The organism is Stutzerimonas sp. 21-1, assembly GCF_056336065.1.
The window spans coordinates 3,881,137-3,904,816 of sequence record NZ_CM150500.1 but is presented as its reverse complement, the minus strand read 5'-3'; the positions used below and the strand labels follow the sequence as shown (position 1 = coordinate 3,904,816).

Annotated in this window: 25 protein-coding genes and 1 tRNA gene; 12 read left to right on the top strand and 14 right to left on the bottom strand. The window is 68.0% G+C overall.

Annotation, left to right across the window (positions count from 1 at the left end; all coding sequences use genetic code 11):
- Positions 1-5: 5 nt before the first annotated feature.
- The 9 genes from phnK to phnC all read right to left on the bottom strand — a co-directional run bounded on the left by phnK (position 6) and on the right by phnC (position 7,336).
- Positions 6-818: a phosphonate C-P lyase system protein PhnK gene (phnK, locus tag AC0ZJQ_RS18685; protein WP_476477105.1), complete on the bottom strand. Its 813-nt coding sequence runs from the start codon at positions 816-818 to the stop codon at positions 6-8.
- Positions 815-1,684, bottom strand: coding sequence for an alpha-D-ribose 1-methylphosphonate 5-phosphate C-P-lyase PhnJ (locus AC0ZJQ_RS18680; protein WP_312465412.1), 870 nt, complete (start codon positions 1,682-1,684; stop codon positions 815-817). Before AC0ZJQ_RS18680 ends, phnK begins: the two co-directional genes overlap by 4 nt.
- Positions 1,681-2,790 carry a carbon-phosphorus lyase complex subunit gene (locus AC0ZJQ_RS18675; RefSeq protein WP_476477104.1) on the bottom strand — a complete coding sequence of 370 codons (1,110 nt, stop codon included), beginning with the start codon at positions 2,788-2,790 and terminating at the stop codon, positions 1,681-1,683. Before AC0ZJQ_RS18675 ends, AC0ZJQ_RS18680 begins: the two co-directional genes overlap by 4 nt.
- A complete protein-coding gene (phnH, locus tag AC0ZJQ_RS18670) occupies positions 2,790-3,398 on the bottom strand; it encodes a phosphonate C-P lyase system protein PhnH (RefSeq protein ID WP_476477103.1) in 609 nt (202 codons plus the stop codon). Before phnH ends, AC0ZJQ_RS18675 begins: the two co-directional genes overlap by 1 nt.
- Entirely contained in the window at positions 3,398-3,844 is a 447-nt protein-coding gene (phnG, locus tag AC0ZJQ_RS18665) for a phosphonate C-P lyase system protein PhnG (protein WP_125860486.1), read from the bottom strand. The genes phnH and phnG overlap by 1 nt, the downstream gene beginning before the upstream one ends.
- An 11-nt stretch (positions 3,845-3,855) precedes the next feature.
- On the bottom strand, positions 3,856-4,563 hold the full coding sequence (phnF, locus tag AC0ZJQ_RS18660) for a phosphonate metabolism transcriptional regulator PhnF (protein ID WP_476477102.1): 708 nt from the start codon (positions 4,561-4,563) through the stop codon (positions 3,856-3,858).
- A gap of 34 nt (positions 4,564-4,597) precedes the next feature.
- Positions 4,598-5,392: a phosphonate ABC transporter, permease protein PhnE gene (phnE, locus tag AC0ZJQ_RS18655; protein WP_102833586.1), complete on the bottom strand. Its 795-nt coding sequence runs from the start codon at positions 5,390-5,392 to the stop codon at positions 4,598-4,600.
- Positions 5,393-5,454: 62 nt separating this feature from the next.
- Positions 5,455-6,459 (bottom strand): phosphonate ABC transporter substrate-binding protein, encoded by a 1,005-nt coding sequence (phnD, locus tag AC0ZJQ_RS18650; protein WP_476477101.1) that lies wholly within the window; start codon positions 6,457-6,459, stop codon positions 5,455-5,457.
- Between the two features lie 46 nt (positions 6,460-6,505).
- On the bottom strand, positions 6,506-7,336 hold the full coding sequence (gene phnC / locus AC0ZJQ_RS18645; protein WP_476477100.1) for a phosphonate ABC transporter ATP-binding protein: 831 nt from the start codon (positions 7,334-7,336) through the stop codon (positions 6,506-6,508).
- A 250-nt stretch (positions 7,337-7,586) separates the two neighbouring features.
- On the opposite strand from phnC, the gene AC0ZJQ_RS18640 reads away from it, so the two are divergent.
- On the top strand, positions 7,587-8,351 hold the full coding sequence (locus AC0ZJQ_RS18640) for an SDR family oxidoreductase (protein WP_476477099.1): 765 nt from the start codon (positions 7,587-7,589) through the stop codon (positions 8,349-8,351).
- A gap of 38 nt (positions 8,352-8,389) precedes the next feature.
- Here the strand turns inward: AC0ZJQ_RS18640 and AC0ZJQ_RS18635 are convergent, their stop codons facing one another.
- Positions 8,390-8,596, bottom strand: a complete 207-nt coding sequence (locus tag AC0ZJQ_RS18635) for a hypothetical protein (RefSeq protein ID WP_237262905.1) — start codon at positions 8,594-8,596, stop codon at positions 8,390-8,392.
- 204 nt (positions 8,597-8,800) lie between these two features.
- On the opposite strand from AC0ZJQ_RS18635, the gene AC0ZJQ_RS18630 reads away from it, so the two are divergent.
- Positions 8,801-9,691 (top strand): chemotaxis protein, encoded by an 891-nt coding sequence (locus AC0ZJQ_RS18630; protein ID WP_476477098.1) that lies wholly within the window; start codon positions 8,801-8,803, stop codon positions 9,689-9,691.
- A 154-nt stretch (positions 9,692-9,845) separates the two neighbouring features.
- A complete protein-coding gene (locus AC0ZJQ_RS18625; RefSeq protein ID WP_476477097.1) occupies positions 9,846-11,111 on the top strand; it encodes a sensor domain-containing diguanylate cyclase in 1,266 nt (421 codons plus the stop codon).
- 147 nt (positions 11,112-11,258) lie between these two features.
- On the opposite strand, the gene AC0ZJQ_RS18620 is transcribed toward AC0ZJQ_RS18625, so the two are convergent.
- Positions 11,259-11,335, bottom strand: a tRNA-Arg gene (locus AC0ZJQ_RS18620).
- Positions 11,336-11,499: 164 nt separating this feature from the next.
- On the opposite strand from AC0ZJQ_RS18620, the gene AC0ZJQ_RS18615 reads away from it, so the two are divergent.
- Complete coding sequence (locus AC0ZJQ_RS18615) at positions 11,500-12,192, top strand: cytochrome b/b6 domain-containing protein (protein WP_165594303.1); 693 nt, start codon at positions 11,500-11,502, stop codon at positions 12,190-12,192.
- Positions 12,193-12,235: 43 nt separating this feature from the next.
- Here the strand turns inward: AC0ZJQ_RS18615 and AC0ZJQ_RS18610 are convergent, their stop codons facing one another.
- Positions 12,236-12,688: a c-type cytochrome gene (locus tag AC0ZJQ_RS18610; protein ID WP_476477787.1), complete on the bottom strand. Its 453-nt coding sequence runs from the start codon at positions 12,686-12,688 to the stop codon at positions 12,236-12,238.
- 313 nt (positions 12,689-13,001) lie between these two features.
- Here AC0ZJQ_RS18610 and gabD point away from each other — a divergent pair, with 313 nt between their 5' ends.
- The 5 genes from gabD to AC0ZJQ_RS18585 all read left to right on the top strand — a co-directional run bounded on the left by gabD (position 13,002) and on the right by AC0ZJQ_RS18585 (position 20,474).
- Positions 13,002-14,450, top strand: a complete 1,449-nt coding sequence (gene gabD / locus AC0ZJQ_RS18605; protein WP_476477096.1) for an NADP-dependent succinate-semialdehyde dehydrogenase — start codon at positions 13,002-13,004, stop codon at positions 14,448-14,450.
- 150 nt (positions 14,451-14,600) lie between these two features.
- A complete protein-coding gene (locus tag AC0ZJQ_RS18600; protein ID WP_476477095.1) occupies positions 14,601-15,806 on the top strand; it encodes an HDOD domain-containing protein in 1,206 nt (401 codons plus the stop codon).
- A gap of 201 nt (positions 15,807-16,007) precedes the next feature.
- A complete protein-coding gene (locus AC0ZJQ_RS18595; protein WP_476477094.1) occupies positions 16,008-18,125 on the top strand; it encodes a 3-hydroxyacyl-CoA dehydrogenase NAD-binding domain-containing protein in 2,118 nt (705 codons plus the stop codon).
- Entirely contained in the window at positions 18,122-19,318 is a 1,197-nt protein-coding gene (locus AC0ZJQ_RS18590; RefSeq protein WP_476477093.1) for an acyl-CoA dehydrogenase family protein, read from the top strand. The genes AC0ZJQ_RS18595 and AC0ZJQ_RS18590 overlap by 4 nt, the downstream gene beginning before the upstream one ends.
- A gap of 13 nt (positions 19,319-19,331) precedes the next feature.
- Entirely contained in the window at positions 19,332-20,474 is a 1,143-nt protein-coding gene (locus AC0ZJQ_RS18585; protein ID WP_476477092.1) for an acyl-CoA dehydrogenase family protein, read from the top strand.
- Between the two features lie 106 nt (positions 20,475-20,580).
- Here the strand turns inward: AC0ZJQ_RS18585 and AC0ZJQ_RS18580 are convergent, their stop codons facing one another.
- Positions 20,581-21,447 carry an alpha/beta hydrolase family protein gene (locus tag AC0ZJQ_RS18580; protein ID WP_476477091.1) on the bottom strand — a complete coding sequence of 289 codons (867 nt, stop codon included), beginning with the start codon at positions 21,445-21,447 and terminating at the stop codon, positions 20,581-20,583.
- An 85-nt stretch (positions 21,448-21,532) separates the two neighbouring features.
- Between AC0ZJQ_RS18580 and AC0ZJQ_RS18575 the strand changes: the two genes are divergently transcribed.
- Positions 21,533-22,111, top strand: a complete 579-nt coding sequence (locus tag AC0ZJQ_RS18575; protein WP_167133926.1) for a TetR/AcrR family transcriptional regulator — start codon at positions 21,533-21,535, stop codon at positions 22,109-22,111.
- A 28-nt stretch (positions 22,112-22,139) separates the two neighbouring features.
- On the opposite strand, the gene AC0ZJQ_RS18570 is transcribed toward AC0ZJQ_RS18575, so the two are convergent.
- Positions 22,140-22,925, bottom strand: coding sequence for an IclR family transcriptional regulator (locus AC0ZJQ_RS18570; protein WP_476477090.1), 786 nt, complete (start codon positions 22,923-22,925; stop codon positions 22,140-22,142).
- A gap of 341 nt (positions 22,926-23,266) precedes the next feature.
- Here AC0ZJQ_RS18570 and rpmB point away from each other — a divergent pair, with 341 nt between their 5' ends.
- Complete coding sequence (gene rpmB / locus AC0ZJQ_RS18565; RefSeq protein ID WP_003290799.1) at positions 23,267-23,503, top strand: 50S ribosomal protein L28; 237 nt, start codon at positions 23,267-23,269, stop codon at positions 23,501-23,503.
- 10 nt (positions 23,504-23,513) lie between these two features.
- Positions 23,514-23,669, top strand: coding sequence for a 50S ribosomal protein L33 (gene rpmG / locus AC0ZJQ_RS18560; protein ID WP_003284185.1), 156 nt, complete (start codon positions 23,514-23,516; stop codon positions 23,667-23,669).
- Positions 23,670-23,680: the final 11 nt, after the last annotated feature.

Sequence of the window (23,680 nt, the reverse complement as noted above, 5' to 3'; positions counted from 1 at the left end):
TTCCTTCATGGCTGCAGCACCGAGGACACCAGGAGCTGCGTATAGGGGTGCTGCGGGTCGTCGAGGATCTGGTCGGTCAGGCCCGACTCCACCACCCGCGAGCGGCGCATCACCATCAGCCGGTCGGCCAGCAGGCGTGCCACGGCGAGGTCGTGGGTGACGATCACCACCGCCAGGTCCAGCTCGCGCACCAGCCCGCGCAGGAGGTCTAGCAGACGTGCCTGCACCGACACGTCGAGGCCGCCGGTGGGTTCGTCCATGAACACCAGCTTCGGGCTGGAGACCAGGTTGCGGGCGATCTGCAGGCGTTGCTGCATGCCGCCGGAGAAGGTCCGCGGCAGGTCGTCGATGCGCGCCGGGTCGATCTCCACCTGTTGCAGCCAGTCCAGCCCGGCGGCGCGCAGCTGGCCGTAATGCCTGACGCCCTGCGCCATCAGCCGCTCGCCGATGTTGGCGCCGGCGGAAACGCCCATGCGCAGGCCGTCGCGCGGGTTCTGCTCGACGAAGCCCCATTCGGTGCGCAGCAGCGTGCGCCGCTCGGCCTCGCTGGCGGCGTAGAGGTCGAGCCAGTCGCCGCCGCCGTCGCGGTACTGCACGCTGCCGCGATCCGGCGGGCAGCGGCCGCAGAGCAGCGAGAGCAGGGTGGACTTGCCCGAGCCGGACTCGCCGACGATGCCCAGCACTTCGCCGGGGTAGAGGTCGAAGGACACGCCCTGGCAGCCCTTGTCCGGGCCGTACAGACGGGTCAGGTCGCGCACCGCGAACAGCGGCTCGGTGCCGACGCTCGTGGCGGGCAGCAGTTGTTCGGCGGCGCTCATGGGCGGCTCTCCTGTTGCTGGGCGCGCTGCGCGCAATAGTCGGTATCCGAGCAGACGAACTGCTTGCTGCCGGCGTCGTCGACGATCAGTTCGTCGAGGTAGGAATCGCCGCTGCCACAGATGGCGCAGCACTGTTCCCACTGCTGGATCTGGAACGGGTGATCCTCGAAATCCAGGCTGACCACGCGGGTGTACGGCGGCACGGCGTAGAGGCGCTTCTCGCGGCCGGCGCCGAACAGCATCAGCGCCGGGCTGCGGTCCAGCTTGGGGTTGTCGAATTTGGGAATCGGCGACGGGTCCATCACGTAGCGCCCGTCCACCGTCACCGGGTAGGCGTAGCTGGTGGCGATGTGGCCGAAAGTGGCGATGTCCTCGTAGAGCTTCACGTGCATCACGCCGTAGTCGCCCAGCGCGTGCATGGTGCGCGTCTCGGTTTCCGACGGCTCGATGAAGCGCAGCGGCTCGGGGATCGGCACTTGGTAGACCATGATCTGCCCGGCGGCGAGCGGGGTTTCCGGGATGCGGTGGCGGGTCTGGATCACCGTCGCTTCCGGGGTGCGCTCGGTGGTGGCGACCCCGGCGGTGCGGGCGAAGAAGCGGCGGATCGACACCGCGTTGGTGGTGTCGTCGGCGCCCTGGTCGATCACCTTGAGCACGTCGTCCGCGCCGAGAATGGCCGCGGTCAGCTGCATGCCGCCGGTGCCCCAGCCGTAGGGCAGCGGCATCTCGCGGCCGCCGAAGGGCACCTGATAGCCGGGTATGGCGACCGCCTTGAGCAGTGCGCGGCGGATCATGCGCTTGGTCTGCTCGTCGAGGTAGGCGAAGTTGTAGCCCGCCTCGCTGGCGGGAATGGCCTGGGCATTCATGCGCGTTTCTCCTTCGCTGGCGTCGCGGCGTCGTCTTCGGTCTGCTCGGCCTGCGGCTGGCGCAGCTTGCGGATCAGCTCCAGCTCGGACTGGAAGTCGACGTAGTGCGGCAGTTTCAGGTGCGAGACGAAGCCGGCGGCCTCGACGTTGTCGCAGTGCATCAGGACAAATTCCTCCTGTTGCGCCGGGCCCTGCACCTCCTCGCCGTACTCGCCGGCACGCAGCGCGCGGTCGACCAGCGCCATGCCCATCGCCTTGCGCTCGGCGTAGCCGAAGGCCAGGCCGTAGCCGCGGGTGAACTGCGCCTGCGCGGCGCTCTCGCCGACGAACTGGTTGACCATCTCGCACTCGGTCAGCTCGATCTCGCCGAGGCAGACCGGGAAGCCCAGCTCCTGCGGCTCGATCCAGACCTCGGCGGTGCCGATGCGAATCTCGCCGGCGAACGGGTGGTTGCGGCCGTAGCCACGCTGGGTCGAATAGCCCAGCGCCAGGAGAAAGCCCTCGTCGCCGCGCGCCAGCGCCTGCAGGCGTTCGGCGCGGCTCGTCGGCAGCTCCAGTGGCTCGCGGGTGAGGTCCGGCACCGGCTCGCCGCGGTCGATTTCCGGCGTCATCAGGCCTTCCTCGCCGAGCAGGCCGAGTACGCGGGGGCAGTTGCTCAGCGTGGCGTTGGCATCCACCGGCGGGCCGGGGCGTTCGCCTTCGGCGAGCAGGGCGAAATCCAGCAGGCGGTGGGTGTAGTCGAAGGTCGGGCCGAGCAGCTGGCCGCCGGGCACGTCCTTGAAGGTCGCCGAGATGCGACGGCTGAGCTGCATGGCGCCGGTGTCCAGCGGCAGGCTTTCGGCGAAGCGCGGCAGCGTGGTGCGGTAGGCGCGCAGGAGGAAGATCGCCTCGACCAGATCGCCGGCGGCCTGCTTGATCGCCAGCGCGGCGAGTTCTTCGTCATACAGCGAGCCCTCGCTCATCACCCGCGCCACGGCGAGCGGCAGCTGCTGGCGGATCTGCTCGACGCCGAGTTCGGCGATAGCGGTGTCACCGCGGCGCTTCTTCGCCAGCAGCGCGTGGGCGTTGTCGATGGCCTGTTCGCCACCCTTGACCGCGACGTACATCAGGCCACCTCCTTGAGCGAATCGCCGATGCGGGTGCTGCGCGGCAGGCCGAGCACTTCGCCGTCGGCGCAGAACAGCGCATCGAGCCCGCGCGGGAAGTCGTTGCGTGCGGCGCGCTGCTGCCAGAACGTCGGCGTCAGCGGCAGGCCGACCAGGCGGCTGCCGTCGATACCCGGGCCCTGCCAGCTCAGTGCCGGGCCGCGGTCGAGACGGTCGAGCTGGATCAGCAGCGTGCAGGACTGGTCCGGGTAGCGTTCGCTGCCGGCGTAGAAGCCGGAGAGGTCGTCCAGCGCGGCGGCGTCGAGCAGGGCGAACATCGCCTCCTCGCGTGCCTCGACGATCGGGCAGCCACAGTGAAAGGCCAGGTTGGCGCGGATCGCCGGGGTGTCGAAGGCCGGTGCCAGCCACAGCGGCGTGTCGTTATCCAGCAGGCTCAGGCACAGCGCGTAGCTGGCGGTCTGCAGCGGCTCGATGGCGGCGACGCTGACCAGCGGCTGGCGCGTGCCCGGCTCGGACAAGGCCTTGAGCGCGGCGCGGAAGCACTTCTGCGCGTCCAGCACCGGGTCGGCGAAGGCGGCCTGCAACAGGTCGGATGGGGCGCGATTCATCAGTCTTCTCCTCGCAGCAGCGTGAAGAACTCCACGCGGGTAGTGGCGGTTTCGGCAGCTTGTTGCGCGGCGCGTCGGGCCTGCGCGGCGGCCAGCGGTTCGATCAGCTCGGCGAGCCAACGGCTTTGTTGCGGGCCTTGCAGATGGGCATCGGCGAGGGCGGCGAGCTCGGCCTGGCGCTTGTCACGGCCGGCGCGGTAGCTGTAGCCGGTGCTGCCGTCGGCCAGGCGCACCACGCAGCGGGTGACGCTCATCTCGCCGAGGTTGAACGGCGCACCGGTGCCGCCCATGCGCCCGCGCACCAGGGTCATGCCGATTTCCGCGGGACGGATCAGCTGGTAGGTGCAGTCGCGCAGGGCGCTCTCGAAAGGCGCCAGGTCGGCGGCGCTGGCGCGGGCCAGCACGGCCATCCAGCGCTGGCGGGGGGATTGTTCGCGGGTGTGCATGGGGTTCTCCATCAGGTGGCGACCTGGTACTGGAAACGGTCGGAACGGCTGGCCGAGAGGGCGATCTCCACCGGTCGCCCGGCGGCATCGCAGGACAGGGTGAACACCGACAGCAGCGGCATGCGCAGCGGCATCAGCAGCTGTGCGGCCTCGTCGCGATCGGCCAGGCGTGCGCCGATCAGGCTGAAACGACGCGTCAGCGGCAGGCCGCGTTCACCGAGGTAGTGGCGCAGCGAGCCGCCCTGGTAGTCGGCGAGCCGTTCGGCGTGGCTGGCGCAGTAACGGTGGCGGATCAGGCTGACCGGCTCGCCATCGAGCAGGCGCAGGGTGCTCAGCTCGATCAGCGCGGCGCCTTCGGCCAGTTGCAGGTGGCGCGCTTCCTCAGCGCTGGCGCTCAGTTGGCGCCGCTCGAGCAGGCGCGCCTCGGTACGCAAGCCGAGGGCGGCCAGCGATTCGCTGTAGGCGCTGTCGGCCTGCAGCGGGTAGACCAGCGGGCGTTGCAGCACCTGGGTGCCCTTGCCCTGGCGACGCAGCAGGCGGCCTTCCTGGACCAGCTCGTCGACGGCACGGCGCAGGGTGTGGCGGTTGACCGCGAAGCGCCGCGCCAGCTGCATCTCGCCGGGGAGGAAGTCGCCGATGCGGTAGTGGCGCAACTCGCCGCGCAGCACCTGGGCCAGTTCGAGGTAGAGCGGTTCGCTGGGTTGTCTAGACAACTGCATGGTGTTTTCGAGAGGCGCACAGCGCCTCGCTCCGTCAGATGAAGAGCTTGCGCAGGCGCTGGGAGAGCAGGTCGATCAGGCTCACCACGGCGATGATGATCAGCAGCAGGGCGGCGGTCTGGCCGAACTGGAAGCCGCGAATGGCTTCCCAGAGGATCACGCCGATGCCGCCGGCGCCGACCATGCCGACCACCGTGGCCGAGCGCACGTTGGATTCGAAGCGGTACAGCGAGTAGGAAATCCACAGCGGCAGCACCTGTGGAATCACCCCGAAGATGACTTCCTGCAGCGCACTGGCACCGGTGGCACGCACGCCTTCCACCGGGCCCGGCTCGATGGCTTCCACCGCTTCGGCGAACAGCTTGGCGAGCACGCCGGTGGTGCTGATCCACAGCGCCAGCACACCGGCGAAGGGTCCGAGGCCGACGGCGACGACGAAGAGCATGGCGAAGACCATCTCGTTGATCGACCGGCAGGCGTCCATCAGCCGGCGCACCGGCTGGTAGACCCACCAGGGCACGATGTTCTCGGAGCTGAGAATCCCCAGCGGGATGGCGCAGACGATTGCCAGCAAGGTGCCCCATAGGGCGATGTGCACAGTGGTGACCATCTCCTTGAGGTACAGCTGCCAGTTGCTGAAGTCCGGCGGGAAGAAGTCGGCGGCGAAGGTCGCCATGTTGGCGCTGTCGCGGATCAGCAGCAGCGGATTCATCTCCGCGCCCTGCCAGGACCAGGCCAGTACGGCCAGGCACAGGCCCCAGCCGAGCAGGCGCAACCAGCTGCGCTTGTCGTTGCTCGCCAGCGGCGGTGTGGTGCTCAGAGTGGTCATGTTCGGTTCTCGAAAACGGCGCGGATTGGAGCGTGGCGCCAGCGCGCCACGCCCGGCGTTGGTCAGCTGGCCTTGGCGGCGGCGTTCTTCTGCTCGCGCTCGGCCATGCGCTGCTCCAGCTTGGCCAGCTCGTCGTCGATGCCCTGCAGCTGCGCCTGGCGGTCGCTGTCGGAGAGCTTGCTGTCGGCGGCGACTTCGCTGCGCTTCTTGAACAGTTCCAGCTGGCGGATCGGCAGCAGCTGGTCGTTGTCGGAGGCGCGGAACGGTGCCCACTGCAGCGCGGCGAGGATTTCCTTCTCGGCCGGCTGGGCGCCGTAGCTCATGAAGAACTCGCGCAGCTTGTTCTTCTGCTCGTCGCTCAGGCTCTTGCGCCACACCAGCGGGTCGGCCGGGATCAGCGGCGAGGTCCAGACGATCTTCAGTTGCGCGGCCTTGTCCGGCGCGGTGATCTCAAGGCGCTCCATGCCTTCGCTGTTGAAGGTGCCGACATCGACCTGCTTGTTCGCCACCGACAGCGCGTTCACTTCGTGGCTGCCGTTGAGGCTGCGCTTGAAGGCCTGGCTGGCGTCGACCTTGTTCTTGGCGAACACGTAGTAGCCGGGCACCAGGTAGCCGGAGGTGGAGTTCGGGTCGCCGTTGGCGAAGGTCAGGCTCTTGGCGTTCTTCAGCACGTCCTCGACCGAGTTCAGGGCGCTGTCCTTGTGCACGATCAGATGGCTGTAGTAGCCCGGGTTGCCGTTGGCGGCGACGGTCTGGGCGAAGATTTCGCCGCCGGCGCGATCCACCGCCTCCATCGCCGACTTGTTGCCGTACCAGGCCAGATCGACCTTGTCGAAGCGCATGCCCTGGATCACCCCGGCGTAGTCGGGGGCGAAGAAGGCCTTCACCTCGTAGCCGGTCTGCTTGCTCATGTCGGCGAGGAAGGGATCCCAGACGCTGCGCAGGTTCTGCGAGGACTCGGTGGAAATGATGCCGAAGGTGATGGTCTCGGCGGCCTGCGCGGTGCCGAACATCGCACCGGCGAGCAGCGTGGAGGCGGCGAGGGCGCGGCTGAAGCGTTTCAACATGGAGATCACTCCTGGGGTGTGGCGTTGGTTGTCGGGTGGCGGCGGCTCAGCCGTTGACCAGCTGCAGCTGGCGCGGCTCGGCGCTGCGGGCGCGGTCGGAGAACAGCAGGCTGGCGTCCAGATCGGCGCCGTAGAGGTCGTTGAGCAGGCGGTCGCCGAGCGCCGCCGAAGGGCCGTCGTAATGGATGCGGCCATGCTTGAGCGCCACCGCGCGCGGGCAGTAGCGCAGCGCGTAGTCGACCTGATGCAGGGTTACCACCACGGTCTTGCCGTCCTGGCGGTTGATGTCGGCGAGGATTTCCATGACCCGGCGCGCCGACTCCGGATCGAGCGAGGCGATCGGTTCGTCGGCGAGGATCACCTCGGCCTGCTGGGTCAGCGCGCGGGCGATCGCCACCCGCTGCTGCTGGCCGCCGGAGAGGGTGGAGGCGCGCTGCGCGGCACGCTCGGCCAGGCCGACGCGCTCCAGCGCCGTCATCGCCTGGCGCTTCTGCGCGTCGCTGAACATGCCCAGCGAGCCGCGCCAGCGCGGCATGCGGCCGAGAAAGCCGAGCAGCACGTTGTCCAGCACGCTGAGGCGGTTGACCAGGTTGAACTGCTGGAAGATGTAGCCGATGTCGGCGCGCAGACGGCGCACTTCGCCGTGCAGCTGGCCGGTGGCCTGCACCTCGCGGCCGAGCACCTCGATGCGCCCGCCAGCGGTGCGGTCGCAGCAGGCCAGCCCGGCCAGATGGCGCAACAGCGTGGACTTGCCGGAACCGGACGCACCGATCAGCGCCACCATCTCGCCCGGCTGGATCGCCAGGCCCAGGTCGAACAGCGCCTGCTTGCCGGCGAAGGTCTTGTTCAGTCGCTCGACTCGAATAGCCGCATTCATGTCTTGCCCTCTTGTCTGCGCGGCCGGGGAGGTCGGCCAACTTGTCTAGACGAGAAGGTAGTCAGGCTCTGTTGCAGTCCCGCTAAGCGTCCGTGAACCTGGGATGACCGTTCGGTGAAGCTTCGACGGTGAGCGCGGCGGCCAGTCGGCGCACGCAAGACTTTGCCTGCGCGGCGTGCGCCCCTAAGCTGGTCGGCGAGCTGCCGCGTCGCCTACACGACGGTCGGGCCTGTCAGAAAAGAGGAAGAGCATGAAACAGAAGATCGTATTCATCACCGGCGCCACCTCCGGCTTCGGCCGCGCCACCGCCCGCCGCTTCGCCGAGGCCGGCTGGGCGCTGGTCCTCACCGGGCGGCGCAGCGAGCGTCTGGAAGAGCTGCAGAGCGAGCTGTCGGCCAAGGTGCCGGTGCACATCGCCACGCTCGACGTGCGCCATGCCGGCGCGGTGAAGGAGGTGGTCGAGCAACTGCCCGCCGAATTCCGCCAGATCAATTGCCTGGTCAACAACGCCGGCCTGGCACTGGCGCCGCAGCCGGCGCAGCAGGTCGATCTGCAGGACTGGCACACCATGATCGACACCAACATCACCGGCCTGGTCAACGTCACCCATGCGCTGCTGCCGACGCTGATCGCCACCGGCGCCGGCGCCAGCATCGTCAACATCGGCTCGGTGGCCGGCCACTGGCCGTATCCGGGCGGCCACGTCTACGGCGCGACCAAGGCCTTCGTCGAGCAGTTCGGCTACAACCTGCGCTGTGACCTGCTCGGCACCGGCGTGCGCGTCACCGACATCGCCCCGGGCATGGCCGAAACCGAATTCACCCTGGTGCGCACCAAGGGCGATCAGGCCGCCAGCGACAAGCTCTACCGCGGCACCACGCCGCTGAGCGCCGAGGACATCGCCGAGCAGATCTTCTACGTCGCCACGCTGCCGGATCACATCAACATCAACCGCCTGGAAGTGATGCCGACGCGTCAGGCCTGGTCGCCGTTCAACATCGATCGCGACCAGTAAGCGGCCTCCCAAGGCGTGGCGTGCAACGCGCCGCGCCGTCACACCAGATCGGCGTCTTCCTCGGCGGGCAGCTGGTCGGTGACGATCACCCGCGCGTGGCGGCTCTGCTCGTCCTCGATGCGCAGGCCGACGTACTCCGCATCGTGGGCGTCCCAGAAGGCTTCGAGCTGCTGCAGATCGGCCTGGGCGAGCAGGGTCTGCCCGGTGCGTTCGAGAATGACGGAATAGCGGATGTCGGCGTGCATGGAGGTGGACTCGTGGTGGCGCGGGGTAGGGCTGGACAATGATGTCATTGTGACATTGAGGCATGATGCGCTGCCGACCATTCATCGTCCGGCAGATGACAGCCGCCGAACGGCAGGTAAAGCGCATCGCCGGACTGCAAGAAATCCAAGGCGTGCCGATAACCCGCGCAACGGCCATCGGCCAACGCAGTCGCAGGGCAAGACATGAGCAACTCCTACACCGCCGATTCACTGTCGCTTCTTCTCTTCACGCTGCGCAGCGGCAAGCAGATGGCGATCAACCTGCTGAAGGTCAGCGAGATCATCCCGATGCCGCGGCTGACGCGGCTGCCCGAGGCGCATCCGCACATCGAAGGCGTCGCGACCCTGCGCGGCGAGCCGTTGTCGGTGATCGATCTGAGCCAGGCGATCGGCATGGCGCCGCTGGAGGACCCGCGCGGCGGCTGCCTGGTGGTCACCGAGATCAGCCGGCAGAAGCACGGCCTGCACGTGCAGGCGGTGGCGCGGATCGTCAGCTGCGCCACCTCGAAGATCCTGCCGCCGCCCTACGGCGCCAAGGGGCGCTCGTTCATCACCGGCACCGCCGAGGTGGATGGCGAGCTGATCCAGGTGCTGGATATCGAAAAGGTGCTGCATAACATCTCGCCGGCCTCGGCCGAAGCCGATTTGTCTGATCTGGACGTCGAGGATGCGCAGCTGCTCACCGAGACGCGCGCGCTGATCGTCGACGACAGCCAGGTCGCCCGCAGCATGTCGCTGGCCGCGCTGGGCCAGCTGGGCGTGACCTGCCACGCCGTCACCGGCGCGCGCGCCGCGCTGGCCAAGCTCGATGAGCTGCACGGCGGCCCGGAAGAAATCAACGTGGTGGTTTCGGACATCGAGATGCCGGAGATGGACGGCTACGCCTTTACCCAGGCGCTGCGCCAGCACCCGACCTACGCCGGCATTTATGTACTGCTGCACACCTCGCTCGACAGCACCATCAGCACCGACCGGGCGAAGGCAGTGGGCGCCAACGAGATTCTCACCAAGTTCTCGGTGCCGGAGCTGACGCGCTGCATCCTCAACGCCGCGCGGGCGATCCATCGTCGCTGAGCGCAGGCGGCGCGGGCTTGCAGGGCAGCGGTTAATTAATCCGCGGGCGCACTTCGACTACGCCTAATGGATGAGTGGCAGGTGCGTGTCGATCAAGTGCGTCACGGTGGCCTGCCTCTAGAATGCGCATTGTTCCTGCCGCCAGAGTGAAGCCATGAAGGCCATCCCCGATGCAATCTCGCCGCAGCTGCTGCTTCAGGCAGTCGAGCAGGCCTTCAACTCGGTCCTGATCACCGATGCGCAACCGGCCCCGCACGGCCCGCGGATTCTCTATGCCAATGCCGCGTTTTGCGCACTGTCCGGCTACAGCGCCGAAGAGCTGGTCGGGCAGACGCCGCGCATCCTCCAAGGCCCGCTGACCGATCGCGACGTGCTCGACGAGCTGCGCCAGTGCCTGCGCGACGGACGTTTCTTCCATGGTTCGACGGTCAACTACCGCAAGGACGGCGAGCCGTACTGGGTCGAATGGAACATCTCGCCGATTCGCGATGCGCAGGGAGCCGTCAGCCACTACGTGTCGGTGCAGCGCGGCTTCTCCGAACTGGTCGCGGCGCAGCAAACCAGCCAGCTGCTCTTCGAGGCGCTGGCCGCCTCGCATGACGCGGTGCTGATTACCGACGAGAACGGCGTCATCGAGTTCGCCAACCCGGCCTTCGAGGCCATGACCGGCTACTCGGTGGCTGAAGTGCTCGGTCGCACCCCTGCGTTCCTGCGCTCCGGCGAGCACGACGACGCCTTCTACGCCAGCCTCTACGAGAGCCTGCGCGCCGGCCGGCCATTTCATGCGACCTTCGCCGACCGCCACCGCAACGGTCACATCTTTCACGCCGACCAGACCATCTCGCCGGTGCGTGGCCGCGACGACAACCGCACCCACTTCGTCAGCATCATCCGCGACCTGACGGCGCGCGTGCGCCACGAACAGGCGCTGCGTGACGCCGCCTCACTGGACGTGCTGACCGGGCTGTACAACCGCCGCGGCGGCGAAAGCCTGCTCGAGCGCATCTACATCGGCGCGCGCGAGGGTGGCGCGCCCTTTGGGTTGATCCTCGCGGATATCGACCACTTCAAGGCGATCAACGACACCTTCGGCCATCCGGCCGGCGACCGTGTGCTGGAGCGTGTCGGGCGTCTGCTGCGCGCCTGCGTGCGGGCGACCGATGGCGTGGTGCGCTGGGGCGGCGAAGAATTCATGGTGATCCTGCCGCACTGCGAGCTGCGTGCCGCGATGGAACAGGCCGAGCGGATTCGCGCACGCATCGAACGTACGCCGCAACCGGAGGTGGGGCCGATCACGCTGTCGCTGGGCGTCGCGCAGCTGAACGCCGGCGAAACCGTCGCCAGCCTGATCGACCGCACCGACCGCGCGCTCTACGAGGCCAAAGGCCAGGGCCGCAATCGCGTCTGCAGCGTGCAATAAGCGGCACGCAAGGTGAAGCCATGGCACCGCACCGGCGTGCATGAGCGCACCGGCCGCGATGCGACGGGTGATGCGTTCGGAAGCAGGAACGGGAAGAAGTGCTGCTGAGCGCGGCGCTGGCTTCAGGCAAACCAGCGACGGGAGAGATGGCGCATCCGGCGGGATTCGAACCCACGACCCCTGCCTTCGGAGGGCAGTACTCTATCCAGCTGAGCTACGGATGCGTTGCGGGGCGCAATCATACGCATGTCCTCCGCAGGCGTCCATGCCGGCCGGGGCGCCGTTGTCGGCGCGACCGCCGGACGGCTGCCGGCGTTGCGGGCGGCTGTTACCCTTGCGGCCGCACGGCCACGGCGGCCGTGTGGGTTTGGATCGCTGAGGGGGGCATGTGGGTCATATCAAACTGTGGGATGCGCCGCTGCGGATCTTTCACTGGCTGTTCGCCGCGTCGGTGACGGCTGCCATCGTCACCGGCTGGATCGGCGGCAATCTGATGGTCTGGCACGGCCGCCTCGGCCAGCTGGTGCTGGGCTTGCTGGTGTTCCGCCTGCTGTGGGGCTTCGTCGGTTCCACCTATGCGCGCTGGTCGCGGATTCTTGCGGCGACGCTTGGCGTGCGCGACTACCTACAGGACAACTGGCGCGAGGCCGGGCACAACCCGCTCGGCGCATTCTCGGTGCTGGCGATGCTGGGGCTGGTCGGCTTCCAGGTGGCCAGCGGACTGCTGGCGACCGACGACATCGCCTTCCAGGGGCCGCTCTATGCGCTGGTCGACAGCGCGACCAGCGATTGGCTGAGCGGCCTGCATCGCCAGGCCAAGTGGCTGCTGCTGGCGCTGATCGGTCTGCACCTGACGGCGATCGGCTGGTATGGCCTGGTCCGGCGCAAGCCGCTGGTGCGCGCGATGATCGCCGGGCGCGCCCGGCGCGAGCATCCGGCGCAGCAGGATGCCCGCGGTGGCTCGCTGCTGGCGGCCGCGCTGGCGGTTATCGTGGCGCTGGGGAGCGTATGGGCGGTACAGATGGTGGCGGAGCGGATGAAGCCGGCACCCGCCGCGGCGGCGCCCAGTCTGGACTGGTAGGAGGCACGGCCGGTCGCGGCAGGCGACCGGCAGGCCGGAGCGCTTATTCGGCGCGGAATTTGTCGTGGCAGGATTTGCAGCTCCCGCCGACGTCACCGAAGGCCTTCTTGATCGCGGCCTGATCGCCTTCCGCGGCCACCTTGGCGAGCTGGTTGGCGGCGGCGGTGAAGTTGCGGCCGATGCGACCGGCTTCGTCGAGGTTCTGGAAGAACTCCGGCTTCAGGCGGGTCTTGTCGCCCAGCTGCGCGGTGGTGGTGTCCGGGCTGTAGAGGCTGCCCATGCCGGAGTTGGCGATGGCGGCGATGGCGTTGGCGGCGGCGGCGACCTTGGCCTGGTCATAGGTCTCCTCGCCGTCGACCACCTGGGCCTTGATCTTGCCCATGTTCCACGACATGAACTGGTAGCCGGCCTGGCGGGTTTCGACCATTTCTTCCGGTTTCAACTGCGCCTGGGCGGCGGTGCTGAGCAGCAGAACGGCAGTCGCGACGCCTGTCATCAATGCTTTCACGAATAGCTCCATTTATCGGTCAACGGGATGCGGCGGCCTGGCCGCCGGCGCGTGACTATACCGCGCGGGGTGGCTGGCAATGGGTAACAAGGCGTAACAGACGCGCCCGTGTATCAGACCGGTCAATGGCGGGACAACGCCGCGCGCCATGAACTTGCCGGCCGGCGGGCCGCGGTCCTAGCATGACCGTTCGCAGTAACGCCGCGGCAGGAACCGGACGCCCGAGGACGGTTCAGATCATCGTCGCGTTAGCCAAACTTTCCGCAGCGGGCCTGCCGCTACGATGTCCGAGGAGACTGCCATGCAACTCAAAGACCCCGCGCTGTTCCGCCAGCAGGCCTATATCGATGGTGCCTGGCTGGATGCCGACAGCGGCCAGACCATCAGCGTGAACAACCCGGCCACCGGCGAGACGCTCGGCACGGTGCCGAAGATGGGCGCCGCCGAGACCCGCCGCGCCATCGACGCCGCCGAGCGCGCGCTGCCGGCCTGGCGCGAGCTGACCGCCAAGGAGCGCTCGCAGAAGCTGCGGCGCTGGTTCGAGCTGCTGATAGAAAACCAGGACGATCTCGGTCGCCTGATGACGCTGGAGCAGGGCAAGCCGCTGGCCGAGGCCAAGGGCGAGATCGCCTATGCCGCCTCCTTCATCGAGTGGTTCGCCGAGGAAGCCAAGCGTATCTACGGCGACACCATTCCCGGCCATCAGAAAGACAAGCGCATCATCGTCATCAAGCAGCCGATCGGCGTGACCGCGGCGATCACCCCGTGGAACTTCCCCTCGGCGATGATCACCCGCAAGGCCGGCCCGGCGCTGGCCGCTGGCTGCACCATGGTGATCAAGCCGGCTTCGCAGACGCCGTTCTCGGCGCTGGCGCTGGTCGCGCTGGCCGAGCGAGCCGGCATTCCCAAGGGCGTGCTCAGCGTGGTCACCGGCTCGGCCGGCGACATCGGCAACGAGCTGACCGCCAACCCCAAGGTGCGCAAGATTTCCTTCACCGGCTCCACCGAAGTTGGCGCCAAGCTGATGGAGCAGTGCGCACCGGGGATCAAGAAAGTCTCCCTGGAGCTGGGCGGCAATGCGCCGTTCATCGTCTTCGACGATGCCGACCTCGACGAGGCGGTGAAGGGCGCCATGCAGTCCAAGTACCGCAACGCCGGGCAGACCTGCGTGTGCGTCAACCGCATCTACGTGCAGGACGGCGTGTATGACGCCTTCGCCGAGAAATTCCAGGCCGCGGTGGCCAAGCTGCGGGTCGGCAACGGCCTGGAAGAGGGCACCGACGTCGGCCCGCTGATCGACGACCGCGCCGCCGCCAAGGTGCGCGAACACATCGAGGACGCCGTCGCCCAGGGCGCGCGGCTGGTCGCCGGCGGGCAGGCGCATCAGCTGGGCGGCAGCTATTTCGAGCCGAGCGTGCTGGTCGATGTGCCGGACAGCGCCAAGGTGGCCAAGGAAGAGACCTTCGGCCCGCTGGCGCCGCTGTTCCGCTTCAAGGACGAGGCCGAGGTGATCGCCAAGGCCAACGACACCGAGTTCGGTCTGGCTTCCTACTTCTATGCCCGCGACCTGGGCCGGGTGTTCCGCGTCGCCGAGGCGCTGGAGTACGGCATGGTCGGCATCAACACCGGGCTGATCTCCACCGAGGTGGCGCCGTTCGGCGGGGTGAAGTCGTCCGGCCTCGGCCGCGAAGGCTCCAAGTACGGCATCGAGGACTACCTGGAGATCAAGTACCTCTGCATGGCGCTCTAGCCTGCGACAGCCCGTCCCGTCCGACGGGCTGGCTCTTTGCCATCTATACGGTCAGAATCGCTGCCCCGCGCGTCGTTGCCTGTCATCGGCGACGCGCTGCAGCTGCCCGTCCGCTTGCTAGGCTGGCAGTGTCTTCCAGCGAGCAGCGCAGTGAGCATCTCGGCCCAAGTTTCCTTCGTCCTCGTCGCCTACAACGAGCCCTGGCGGGCGGATCAGCTGTGCCAGCTGGTGCGTGCGTTGCGTCCCGGCACGCGCGTGGTGCCGGTGGGTGATGGCCATGCGGCGCTGGCGACCTGCAAGCGTCAGGTGCCGAGCCTGCTGATCATCGATGGCGAACTCGATGGCCTCGACGGCCGCCAGCTGCTGCGTGAGCTGCGCCGGCACGGGCCAACGCAACGGCTGCCCTGCGTGCTGATCAGCGCGCGCACCGATACCGCCAGCGTGCGCACCGTGCTGCCGCTGGCGCCGGCGGCCTATCTCGGCAAGCCCTACGACCTCGACGACCTGCGCCTGCGCCTGGACCGGCTGCTGCCGCGCTCGGCCGGCGGCGGCATGGTGGCTGTGGCCGAGCCGGACAGCCTGGACCACTTCCTCGAACGCATGCGCCAGCACAACCGTGGCGCGCCGCTGCAGCAACCGCTGCTGCAGGCCCTGCAGCGCCTGCAGGGTGGCGATCAGGATCCCGGCGAGCTGGCCGAGCTGCTGGCGCGCGATCCGCAGGCCACCGCGCGGCTGATCAGCCTCGCCAATGCCAGCGACGCCCAGCAGACGGCGCCCTGTCTGAGCCTGGCGCAGGCGCAGCAGCGTCTGGGTACGCTGCGCAGCCAGCAACTGGTGACCGAGCTGGCGCTGCAGCACAACGCCTGGCTGGCCGAGCCGCGACTGGCCGAACTGACCGCGCAGCTCGGCGCCCAGGCGCTGCGCACCGCGCGCCTGGCGAGCTGGCTGGCGCATCAGCTCCGGCTCGATGAGGCGCTGTGCTACACCGCCGGCCTGCTGCAGAACCTCGGCGAGCTGACGCTGCTGCGCAGCCTGCAGGAGTGGCTCGACAGCGGTGGCGAGCTGGACGAGGCGGCCGTGCAACGCAGCCTGCGCGAACGTGCCGCGGGCTTCGGTTCGGCGTTGCGCGCGCACTGGCGCCTGCCGCTGGAGCTGCGCCAGGTGATCAGCGCCTATTACGCGCTGGGCGCCGGCGTGCTGCGCCGCGAGGCGCTGGTCCTCAACCTCACACGCCTGCTGCTCGAACTGCCGGCCGAAGCCGATGCGAGCCGTCTGGCGGACGAACGCAGCGTGCGCCTGCTGCGTCTCGACCCCGCGCTGCTGGCCCGCGCGCCTCGCCACGCCATTCAGGGCTGAGCCTGCGGCGCCGCTGTGGCGCCTTATTCAGTGGGTCAATAACGCTCAGCTTGCTGTCATTGAGCCGCCACGGCGCGCGGTTGCGCGGCTATTTTTCCTGGGCGGCGCGTGCTATCGACACGAATAAATGACTCGCATATTCTGCAGTGCGAAACAAGATTCCGTTAAATAACAAATCCAATCAGTACAGCGGAGGCCAGCATGACGGACGTCGTACGGCTCGAACGACTGGGCGCCATCGCGCTCGTCACGGTCAACAACCCACCGGTCAATGCGCTCGGCGTGGCGGTCCGTCAGGGGCTGCTGCACGCCCTGCGCGCGACCGAGGCGGACGCAGGGGTGCGCGCGGTGGCGCTGGTCTGCGCCGGCAACACCTTCTTCGCCGGTGCCGATATCAAGGAGTTCGGCCAGCCGCCGCAGGCGCCGGCGCTGCCGGAAGTCATCGCCGCCATCGAGGCCTGCACCAAGCCCTGGGTCGCGGCGATCCACGGCACGGCACTGGGCGGCGGGCTGGAAGTGGCGCTGGGCTGCCATTACCGCATCGCCCGTGCGGACGCCAAGGTCGGCCTGCCGGAAGTGAAGTTGGGTCTGCTGCCCGGCGCCGGCGGCACCCAGCGCTTGCCGCGCCTGGCCGGTGTGGCCAAGGCGCTGGAGATGATCGTCGGCGGCCAGCCGATCACCGCGGCCGAGGCGCTGGAGCATCTTATTGTCGATGAACTGTTCGACGGTGATCCGCGCGCGGCCGCGCTGGCCTACGCGCAGCGGCTGCTCGACGAGGGCCGTGGCCCGCGCCGCACCGGTGAGCTGAGCGTGCCCGGCACCGACAGCGCCGAGCTGATTGCCGTCCGGCACGCCGAGGTGGCCAGGCGCACGCCCGGGCTGTTCGCGCCGCTGCGCTGCATCGCCGCGGTGGAAGCCGCGACCCGCTTGCCGCTCGCCGAAGGGCTCGAGCGCGAGCGCCAACTGTTCCTCGAATGCCTGCATTCGCCGCAGCGCGCGGCACTGGTGCATGCCTTCTTCGCCGAACGCCAGGCCGGCAAGATCGCCGATCTGCCGGCCGCGACCCGCCCACGGGAGATCGCCACGGCGGCGGTAATTGGCGGCGGCACCATGGGCGTCGGCATCGCGCTGTGCTTCGCCAACGCCGGCGTGCCGGTGAAGCTGCTGGAAGTGAGCGACGAGGCGCTGCAGCGTGCGCTGCAACGCGCCCGTGACACCTGCGCGGTGAGCGTGCGGCGCGGCAGCCTGAGCGAGGTGGAGATGGAACGGCGCCTCGCGCTGATCGCGGGCGTCACCGATTACGCCGCGCTGGCCGGGGTCGATCTGGTGGTCGAGGCGGTATTCGAAGACATGGCGGTCAAGCAGCAGGTGTTCGAGCGGCTCGATGCGGTGTGCAAGCCCGGCGCGATCCTCGCCTCGAATACCTCGTCGCTCGACCTCAACCAGATCGCCGCCTTCACCCGGCGCCCGGAAGACGTGGTCGGCCTGCACTTCTTCAGCCCGGCCAACGTCATGCGCCTGCTGGAAGTGGTGCGCGGCGCGCGGACCAGTCATGAGGTGCTGGCCACTGCCATGGCCATCGGCAAGCGACTGAAGAAGGTCGCGGTGGTGGTCGGCGTCTGCGACGGTTTCGTCGGCAACCGCATGCTGTTCCAGTACGGCCGCGAGGCGGAATTCCTCCTCGAGGAGGGCGCCACACCGCAGCAGGTCGACGGCGCGCTACGCAATTTCGGCATGGCCATGGGGCCGTTCGCCGTGCGCGACCTGTCGGGCCTGGACATCGGCCAGGCGATCCGCAAGCGCCAGCGCGCGCTGCTGCCGGCGCACCTGGAATTCCCGACGGTGGCCGACCGCCTCTGCGCCGCCGGCATGCTCGGGCAGAAGACCGGCGTCGGCTACTACCGCTACGAGTCTGGCAACCGCACGCCGCTGGAGAACCCGGCGCTGGCGCCGATGCTGGAGGCCGCCTCGCGGGAGAAGGGCCTCGAACGCCAGACGCTGGACGAGCAGTACATCGTTGAGCGCTGCCTCTACGCGCTGGTCAACGAGGGCGCCAAGATCCTCGAAGAGGGCATCGCCCAGCGCGCCAGCGACATCGATCTGATCTACCTCAACGGCTACGGCTTCCCGGCCTGGCGCGGCGGGCCGATGTTCTATGCCGACAGCGTCGGCCTGGCCAAGGTGCTGGCCACGGTGAAGGAACTGCACGCACGTTGCGGCGACTGGTGGAAACCGGCGCCGCTGCTGGAAAAGCTGGCCGCCGAGGGGCGGACCTTTTCGGGCTGGCAGCCCGCGCATCACTCAGGAGAACAGGCATGAACGTCAACTACACGGCCGCAGAGCTCGCCTTCCGCGACGAGGTGCGCGCCTTCCTGAACAGCGAGCTGCCGGCGGACATCGCCGCCAAGACGCGACTCGGCAAGCACCTGAGCAAGGAAGATCACCAGCGCTGGCAGCAGATCCTGGTCAAGCGCGGCTGGTACGCCCCGGGCTGGCCGGTGGTGCTCGGCGGCACCAGCTGGGGCCCGGTGGAAAAGCACATCTTCGACGAGGAATGTTCGGCCTTCGGCGCGCCGCGCACGGTGCCGTTCGGCGTCAACATGGTCGCCCCGGTGATCCTCAAGTTCGGCACCCAACAGCAGATTGACCACTACCTGCCGCGCATCCTCTCCGGCGAGGACTGGTGGTGCCAGGGCTATTCCGAGCCCGGTGCCGGCTCCGACCTCGCGAGCCTGAAGACCCGCGCCGTGCGTGACGGCGACCACTACGTGGTCAACGGCCAGAAGACCTGGACCACCCTCGGTCAGCACGCCAACATGATCTTCTGCCTGGTGCGCACCGATCCCGAGGCCCAGCAGCAGCGCGGCATCAGCTTCCTGCTGATCGACATGCAGAGCCCCGGCATCAGCGTGCGGCCGATCATCACCCTGGATGGCGACCACGAGGTCAACGAAGTCTTCTTCGACAACGTCCGCGTGCCGGTGGAGAACCTTGTCGGCGAGGAAAACCAGGGCTGGACCTGCGCCAAGTACCTGCTGACCCACGAGCGCACGGGCCTCGCCGGCATCGGCTCGTCCAAGGCGGTGCTGGCGCATCTCAAGCGCATCGCCATGCAGGAAGTCTGCGACGGCAAGCCGCTGCTCGAAGACCCGCTGTTCCGCGCCCAGGTCGCGGAAGTGGAGATGCAGCTGATGGCCATCGAGATGAGCACTCTGCGCATCCTCGCGGCGGCGAAGGAGGGCGGTGTGCCCGGCGCCGAGTCGTCGATCCTCAAGATCAAGGGCACCGAGATCCGCCAGGCCATCACCCATCTGCTGCGCAAGGTCATCGGCCCCTATGCGCTGCCCTTCCTCGAGGAGGAGCTGCAGCTCGACTATGACGGCGAGCCGCTGCACGCCGATTACAGCGCAGCGCTGGCCGGTGACTACTTCAACATGCGCAAGCTGTCGATCTTCGGCGGCTCCAACGAAATTCAGAAGAACATCGTCTCGAAGATGATTCTCGAGCTGTAAGGGGGGCACCGCCTTGGACTTCAAACTGAGCGAAGAGCAGCAAATGCTGCAAGACACCGCGGCGCGTCTGGTGCGCGACGCCTACCCGTTCGAACAGCGCGAGAAATTCAGCGCGTCGGAGCTGGGCTTTTCCGCCGAGTTCTGGGGCCAGCTGGGCGAGCTGGGCCTGACTGCCGTGCCCTTTGCCGAAGAGTTCGGCGGTTTTGGCGGCAGCGGCGTGGAAACCATGCTGGTGATGACCGAACTGGGCCGCGGCCTGACGCTGGAGCCCTATCTGCAGTCGGTGATCTTCGCCGGCGGCTTGCTCAGCCAGCTGGGCAGCGAGGCGCAGAAAACCGCTCTGCTGCCGCAGGTCGCCGCCGGGTCGCTGCAACTGGCGGTGGCCTTCGACGAGCCGCAGAGCCACTACAACCTCCACGACGTACAGACCCAAGCCGAGGCGGTCGACGGCGGTTATCGGCTGTCTGGACGCAAGGCCGTGGTGATCGGCGGGCACAGCGCCGGGCAGATCATCGTCTCCGCGCGCAGTGCCGGCGACAGCCGCGATGAAGCCGGCATCAGCCTGTTCCTGATCGACCCGAACGCCGCCGGCGTCAGCCGTCGCGTCTACCCGACCATTGATGGGCGCAAGGGCTGCGAGCTGTTCCTCGACAATGTGCAGGTGGGTGCCGATGCGCTGCTTGGCGAGCTGGGTAATGCGCTGCCGGCGCTGCACTACCAGCAGGGCCGCGCCATCGCTGCGCAGTGCGCCGATGCGCTGGGCAGCATGCAGGAAGCCTGCAAGCTGACCCTCGACTACCTGAAGACGCGCAAGCAGTTCGGCGTGCCGATCGGCAAGTTCCAGGTGCTGCAGCACCGCATGGTGGACATGCAGACCGAGCTGGAACAGGCCACCAGCATGGCGATTCTCGCCGCGACCTTTGCCGATGGCGAAGACACCGATGAGCGCCGTCGCGTGCTTGCCGCGGCCAAGTACATCTGCACCCGCGCGGCGCGCAAGATCGCCGAGGAGGCCATCCAGCTGCACGGCGGCATCGGCATGACCTGGGAATACAACCTCGCCCACCACGCCAAGCGCCTGGTGATGATCGCCCACCAGTTCGGTGACGACGATCATCATCTCAAGGCCTATGCGCAGCTGCTGCAGGTGGCCTGAGGGCGGCGGACGGCCGTAGGGTGGAAAACTCGCGCCGCGATTTTCCACCGGCTCGGTGCAGATCGGTGGAAAAGCCTTCGGCGTTTTCCACCCTACGCCCGGCGAATCAGGCCGGCGCCAGCGTTGGCAGCAGGTGCGGCTCCCACAGCGCTTCGCGCAGCGTCGGCCGGAAGAAGCCGAAGTGGCCAATGCGCTCCACGCCGACATCGCGCGGCGCGATGCGGTGCATGGTCTTCGGCGCTGAGCGGTAGAAGCCGTGCAGCGAGGCAGTGTTCTGCGCCGACATCATCTCGTCGTCGCTGAACGACAGCGACACCAGCGGCGTGGTCACGGCATTGAAGGCGCGCTGCATCGGCTCGCCCTCAGCGCCCACCAGGTACTCCGGGTGCAGACACCAGCGCCGCCACTGGCGGATCACCCCGGCCGGCAGATCGCCGACGGCGCCGATGCGCTTGCCCGGGAAGTAGCCGAACAGCGGCGTCAGCACCGGCGCCAGGCCGTGCCACAGCAGCCAGGCCTGCCGGCGGATCTGCGGGCTGTTGTCGCGCCAGTAACCGCTGCCGGCGGCGATGGTGATGATCCGCGCGATGCGCTGGTGCCCTTCCACCAGCGGCAGGATCTGCGCGCCCAGACTATGGCCGAGCCAGAACAGCGGCAGATCGCCGGCGGCCGCCGCGACCGCATCGAGCACCGCGCTGCCATCATCGCGGCCCCAGTCACTCACGTTCACCTCCAGCGCGCGTAGCGAGCCGGGCAGCGACTCACCGATGCCCAGGTAGTCGAAGGTGACGGTCAGATAGCCGCGCTCGGCCAGCCAGCTGGCGAAGTCACGGTAGAAGCGCTGCGGCACGCCGATGGCCGGCGCGATCAGCACGGCACCCAGCGGCTCGCCGCGCGGCGCGTACCAGCGGCTGGCCAGCGGGCGACCCTTGCGGTTTTCCAGGGTGCGTGGCTGGAATTCGGGTGCGGTCATTGTTGTTCTCCGAGGCGACGGGTGCGTGGCAGTATAGGGCGTTCGGAAAATTGTTCTAGAAAATTATTCTAGTATCGGAGCGCGCATGGCCCGCAGCAGTCGCAAGCAGGAGATTCTCCAGGCCGCCCTGGCCTGTTTCACCGAATCCGGGGTCGACGGCACCACCATCGAGATGATCCGCGATCGCTCCGGCGCCAGCATCGGCAGCCTCTATCACCACTTCGGCAATCGCGAGCGGATCATCGCCGCGCTCTATCTGGAGGGCATCGGCGAGTACGCCGCGCTGCTGGAGGCGGGACTGATCGATACGCTGGACGCCGAGGCCAGCGTGAAGCTGTTCGTCACCAGCTATATCGACTGGGTGGTGGCCAACCCGGACTGGGCGCGCTTTGTCCTGCACAACCGCGGGCGGGTGGAGGCTGGCGAGTTGGGCGACCAGCTGCGCGAGGTCAACCGCAGCCATGGCGAGCGGATCGGCGCAGTCCTGCGCAGGCATCGCGAGGCTGGGGCGTTCAAGGCCATTCCCGGCGAATGCTTCGTCTCGGTGGTGATCGGCCCGGCGCAGGACATGGCGCGCAACTGGCTGGCCGGGCGCAGCAAACGCCCGTTGGCCGATCATCGCGACCTGCTGGCGCAGATCGCCTGGGACAGCGTGCGCGTCTAGCGCCGGCTGGCGGGCCGGTCGAGCGCGGTCAGACGCCCAGGCTCTCGATATCCCGCGCGAGCATTTCCAACTGGCGGGCCAGCGAGGTGCGCAGGGTGTCTTCGGTCAGCTGGAAGGACGGCGCGCCGCAGGTCAGCGCCATGATGCTGCCGTCGGCCAGGCGCAGCGGCACGCCGGCGGCCATGACGTTGCGGTCCCAGTCGCCGAGCGAGAGACAGAAGCCGTGCTGCTCGAACTCCGCGAACGAGCTCAGCAGCGAGGCGTGCATGGCGGGCCAGCCGTCGCCGTACTTGGCGGCCAGCGCGGCGAACAGGTGGTCGCGCTCCTGTTCCGGCGTGGCGGCAAGAAAGGCGCGACCGGCGGCGGTGGTTGCCAGCGGCAGGCGCACGCCGGCATCCATGCGCAGGGTGGTGACGTCGGCCGGGCGGCAGTTCTCCACATAGATCATCGACAACCGGTCGCGGCAGGTCAGGCCGACGGTGGTATTGGTGCGCCGGGCGAACTCGTCCATGTACGGCTTGGCCAGCTGGCGCACGCGCAGGTTGGAGACGTAGGCGTAGCCGAGCGCCAGCACGCCGGAATCCAGCTGGTACTTCTCCAGCTGCTGCGAGTAGCTGAGGTAGCCGAGCCGGGTCAGCGTGTAGGTCAGGCGCGAGACCGTCGCCTTGGGCAGCCCGGTGAGGCGCGCGATGTCCTGGTTGCCGAGCACCACCGAGCCGTGGGTGAAGGCGCGCAGCACTTCCAGCCCGCGCGAGAGGGCCTCGACGAACTTGCGGTCCTTGGGCTGGCTGGAATCTTCGGCGGCGTCGTTCATGGTGGGCTCGTGCGGCGGTGAACAGCGGGTGGCGAACGATAGCAGATCGCCCGACCGTCGCACCCGGTCCTCGGCCCGCTTATACAGGCTGGCGGGGCCATGAAGGCGCTTGTGTTGCGGCCGGCTCCGTCCATCGCAGCCAGGCGGGAAAAACCATCCCGCGCTTGTTGCTCTGGGGGCTTTCTGATATAAAGCAGCGCTCTTTTCTAGGGGCCCGGTATCTTTGTGCGCAACGTGACCGGTAAGACCCCCATGAAACGTGGCGCTGAGCGCCGAACTGACAAGTGAATTCAAGCGGCCAACCCATGCCGGGTTGGGCATGTGGTTTAGAGGGCTGAGGCATGTCGAGAGTCTGTCAAGTTACCGGTAAGGGTCCGGTAACCGGGAACAACATTTCCCACGCGAACAACAAAACCCGTCGTCGTTTCCTGCCGAACCTGCAGCATCACCGCTTCTGGGTCGAGTCCGAGAAGCGCTTCGTGCGTCTGCGCGTTTCCGCCAAGGGCATGCGCGTCATCGATAAGCGTGGCATCGACGCCGTTCTGGCCGAGCTGCGCGCCCGCGGCGAAAAGGTTTAAGGAGAAAATCATGCGTGACCTGATCCGTTTGGTGTCCAGCGCCGGTACCGGCCACTTCTACACCACCGACAAGAACAAGCGCACCACCCCCGACAAGATCGAGATCAAGAAATTCGATCCGGTCGTGCGTAAGCACGTGATCTACAAGGAAGCCAAGATCAAGTAATTGATCGGCCC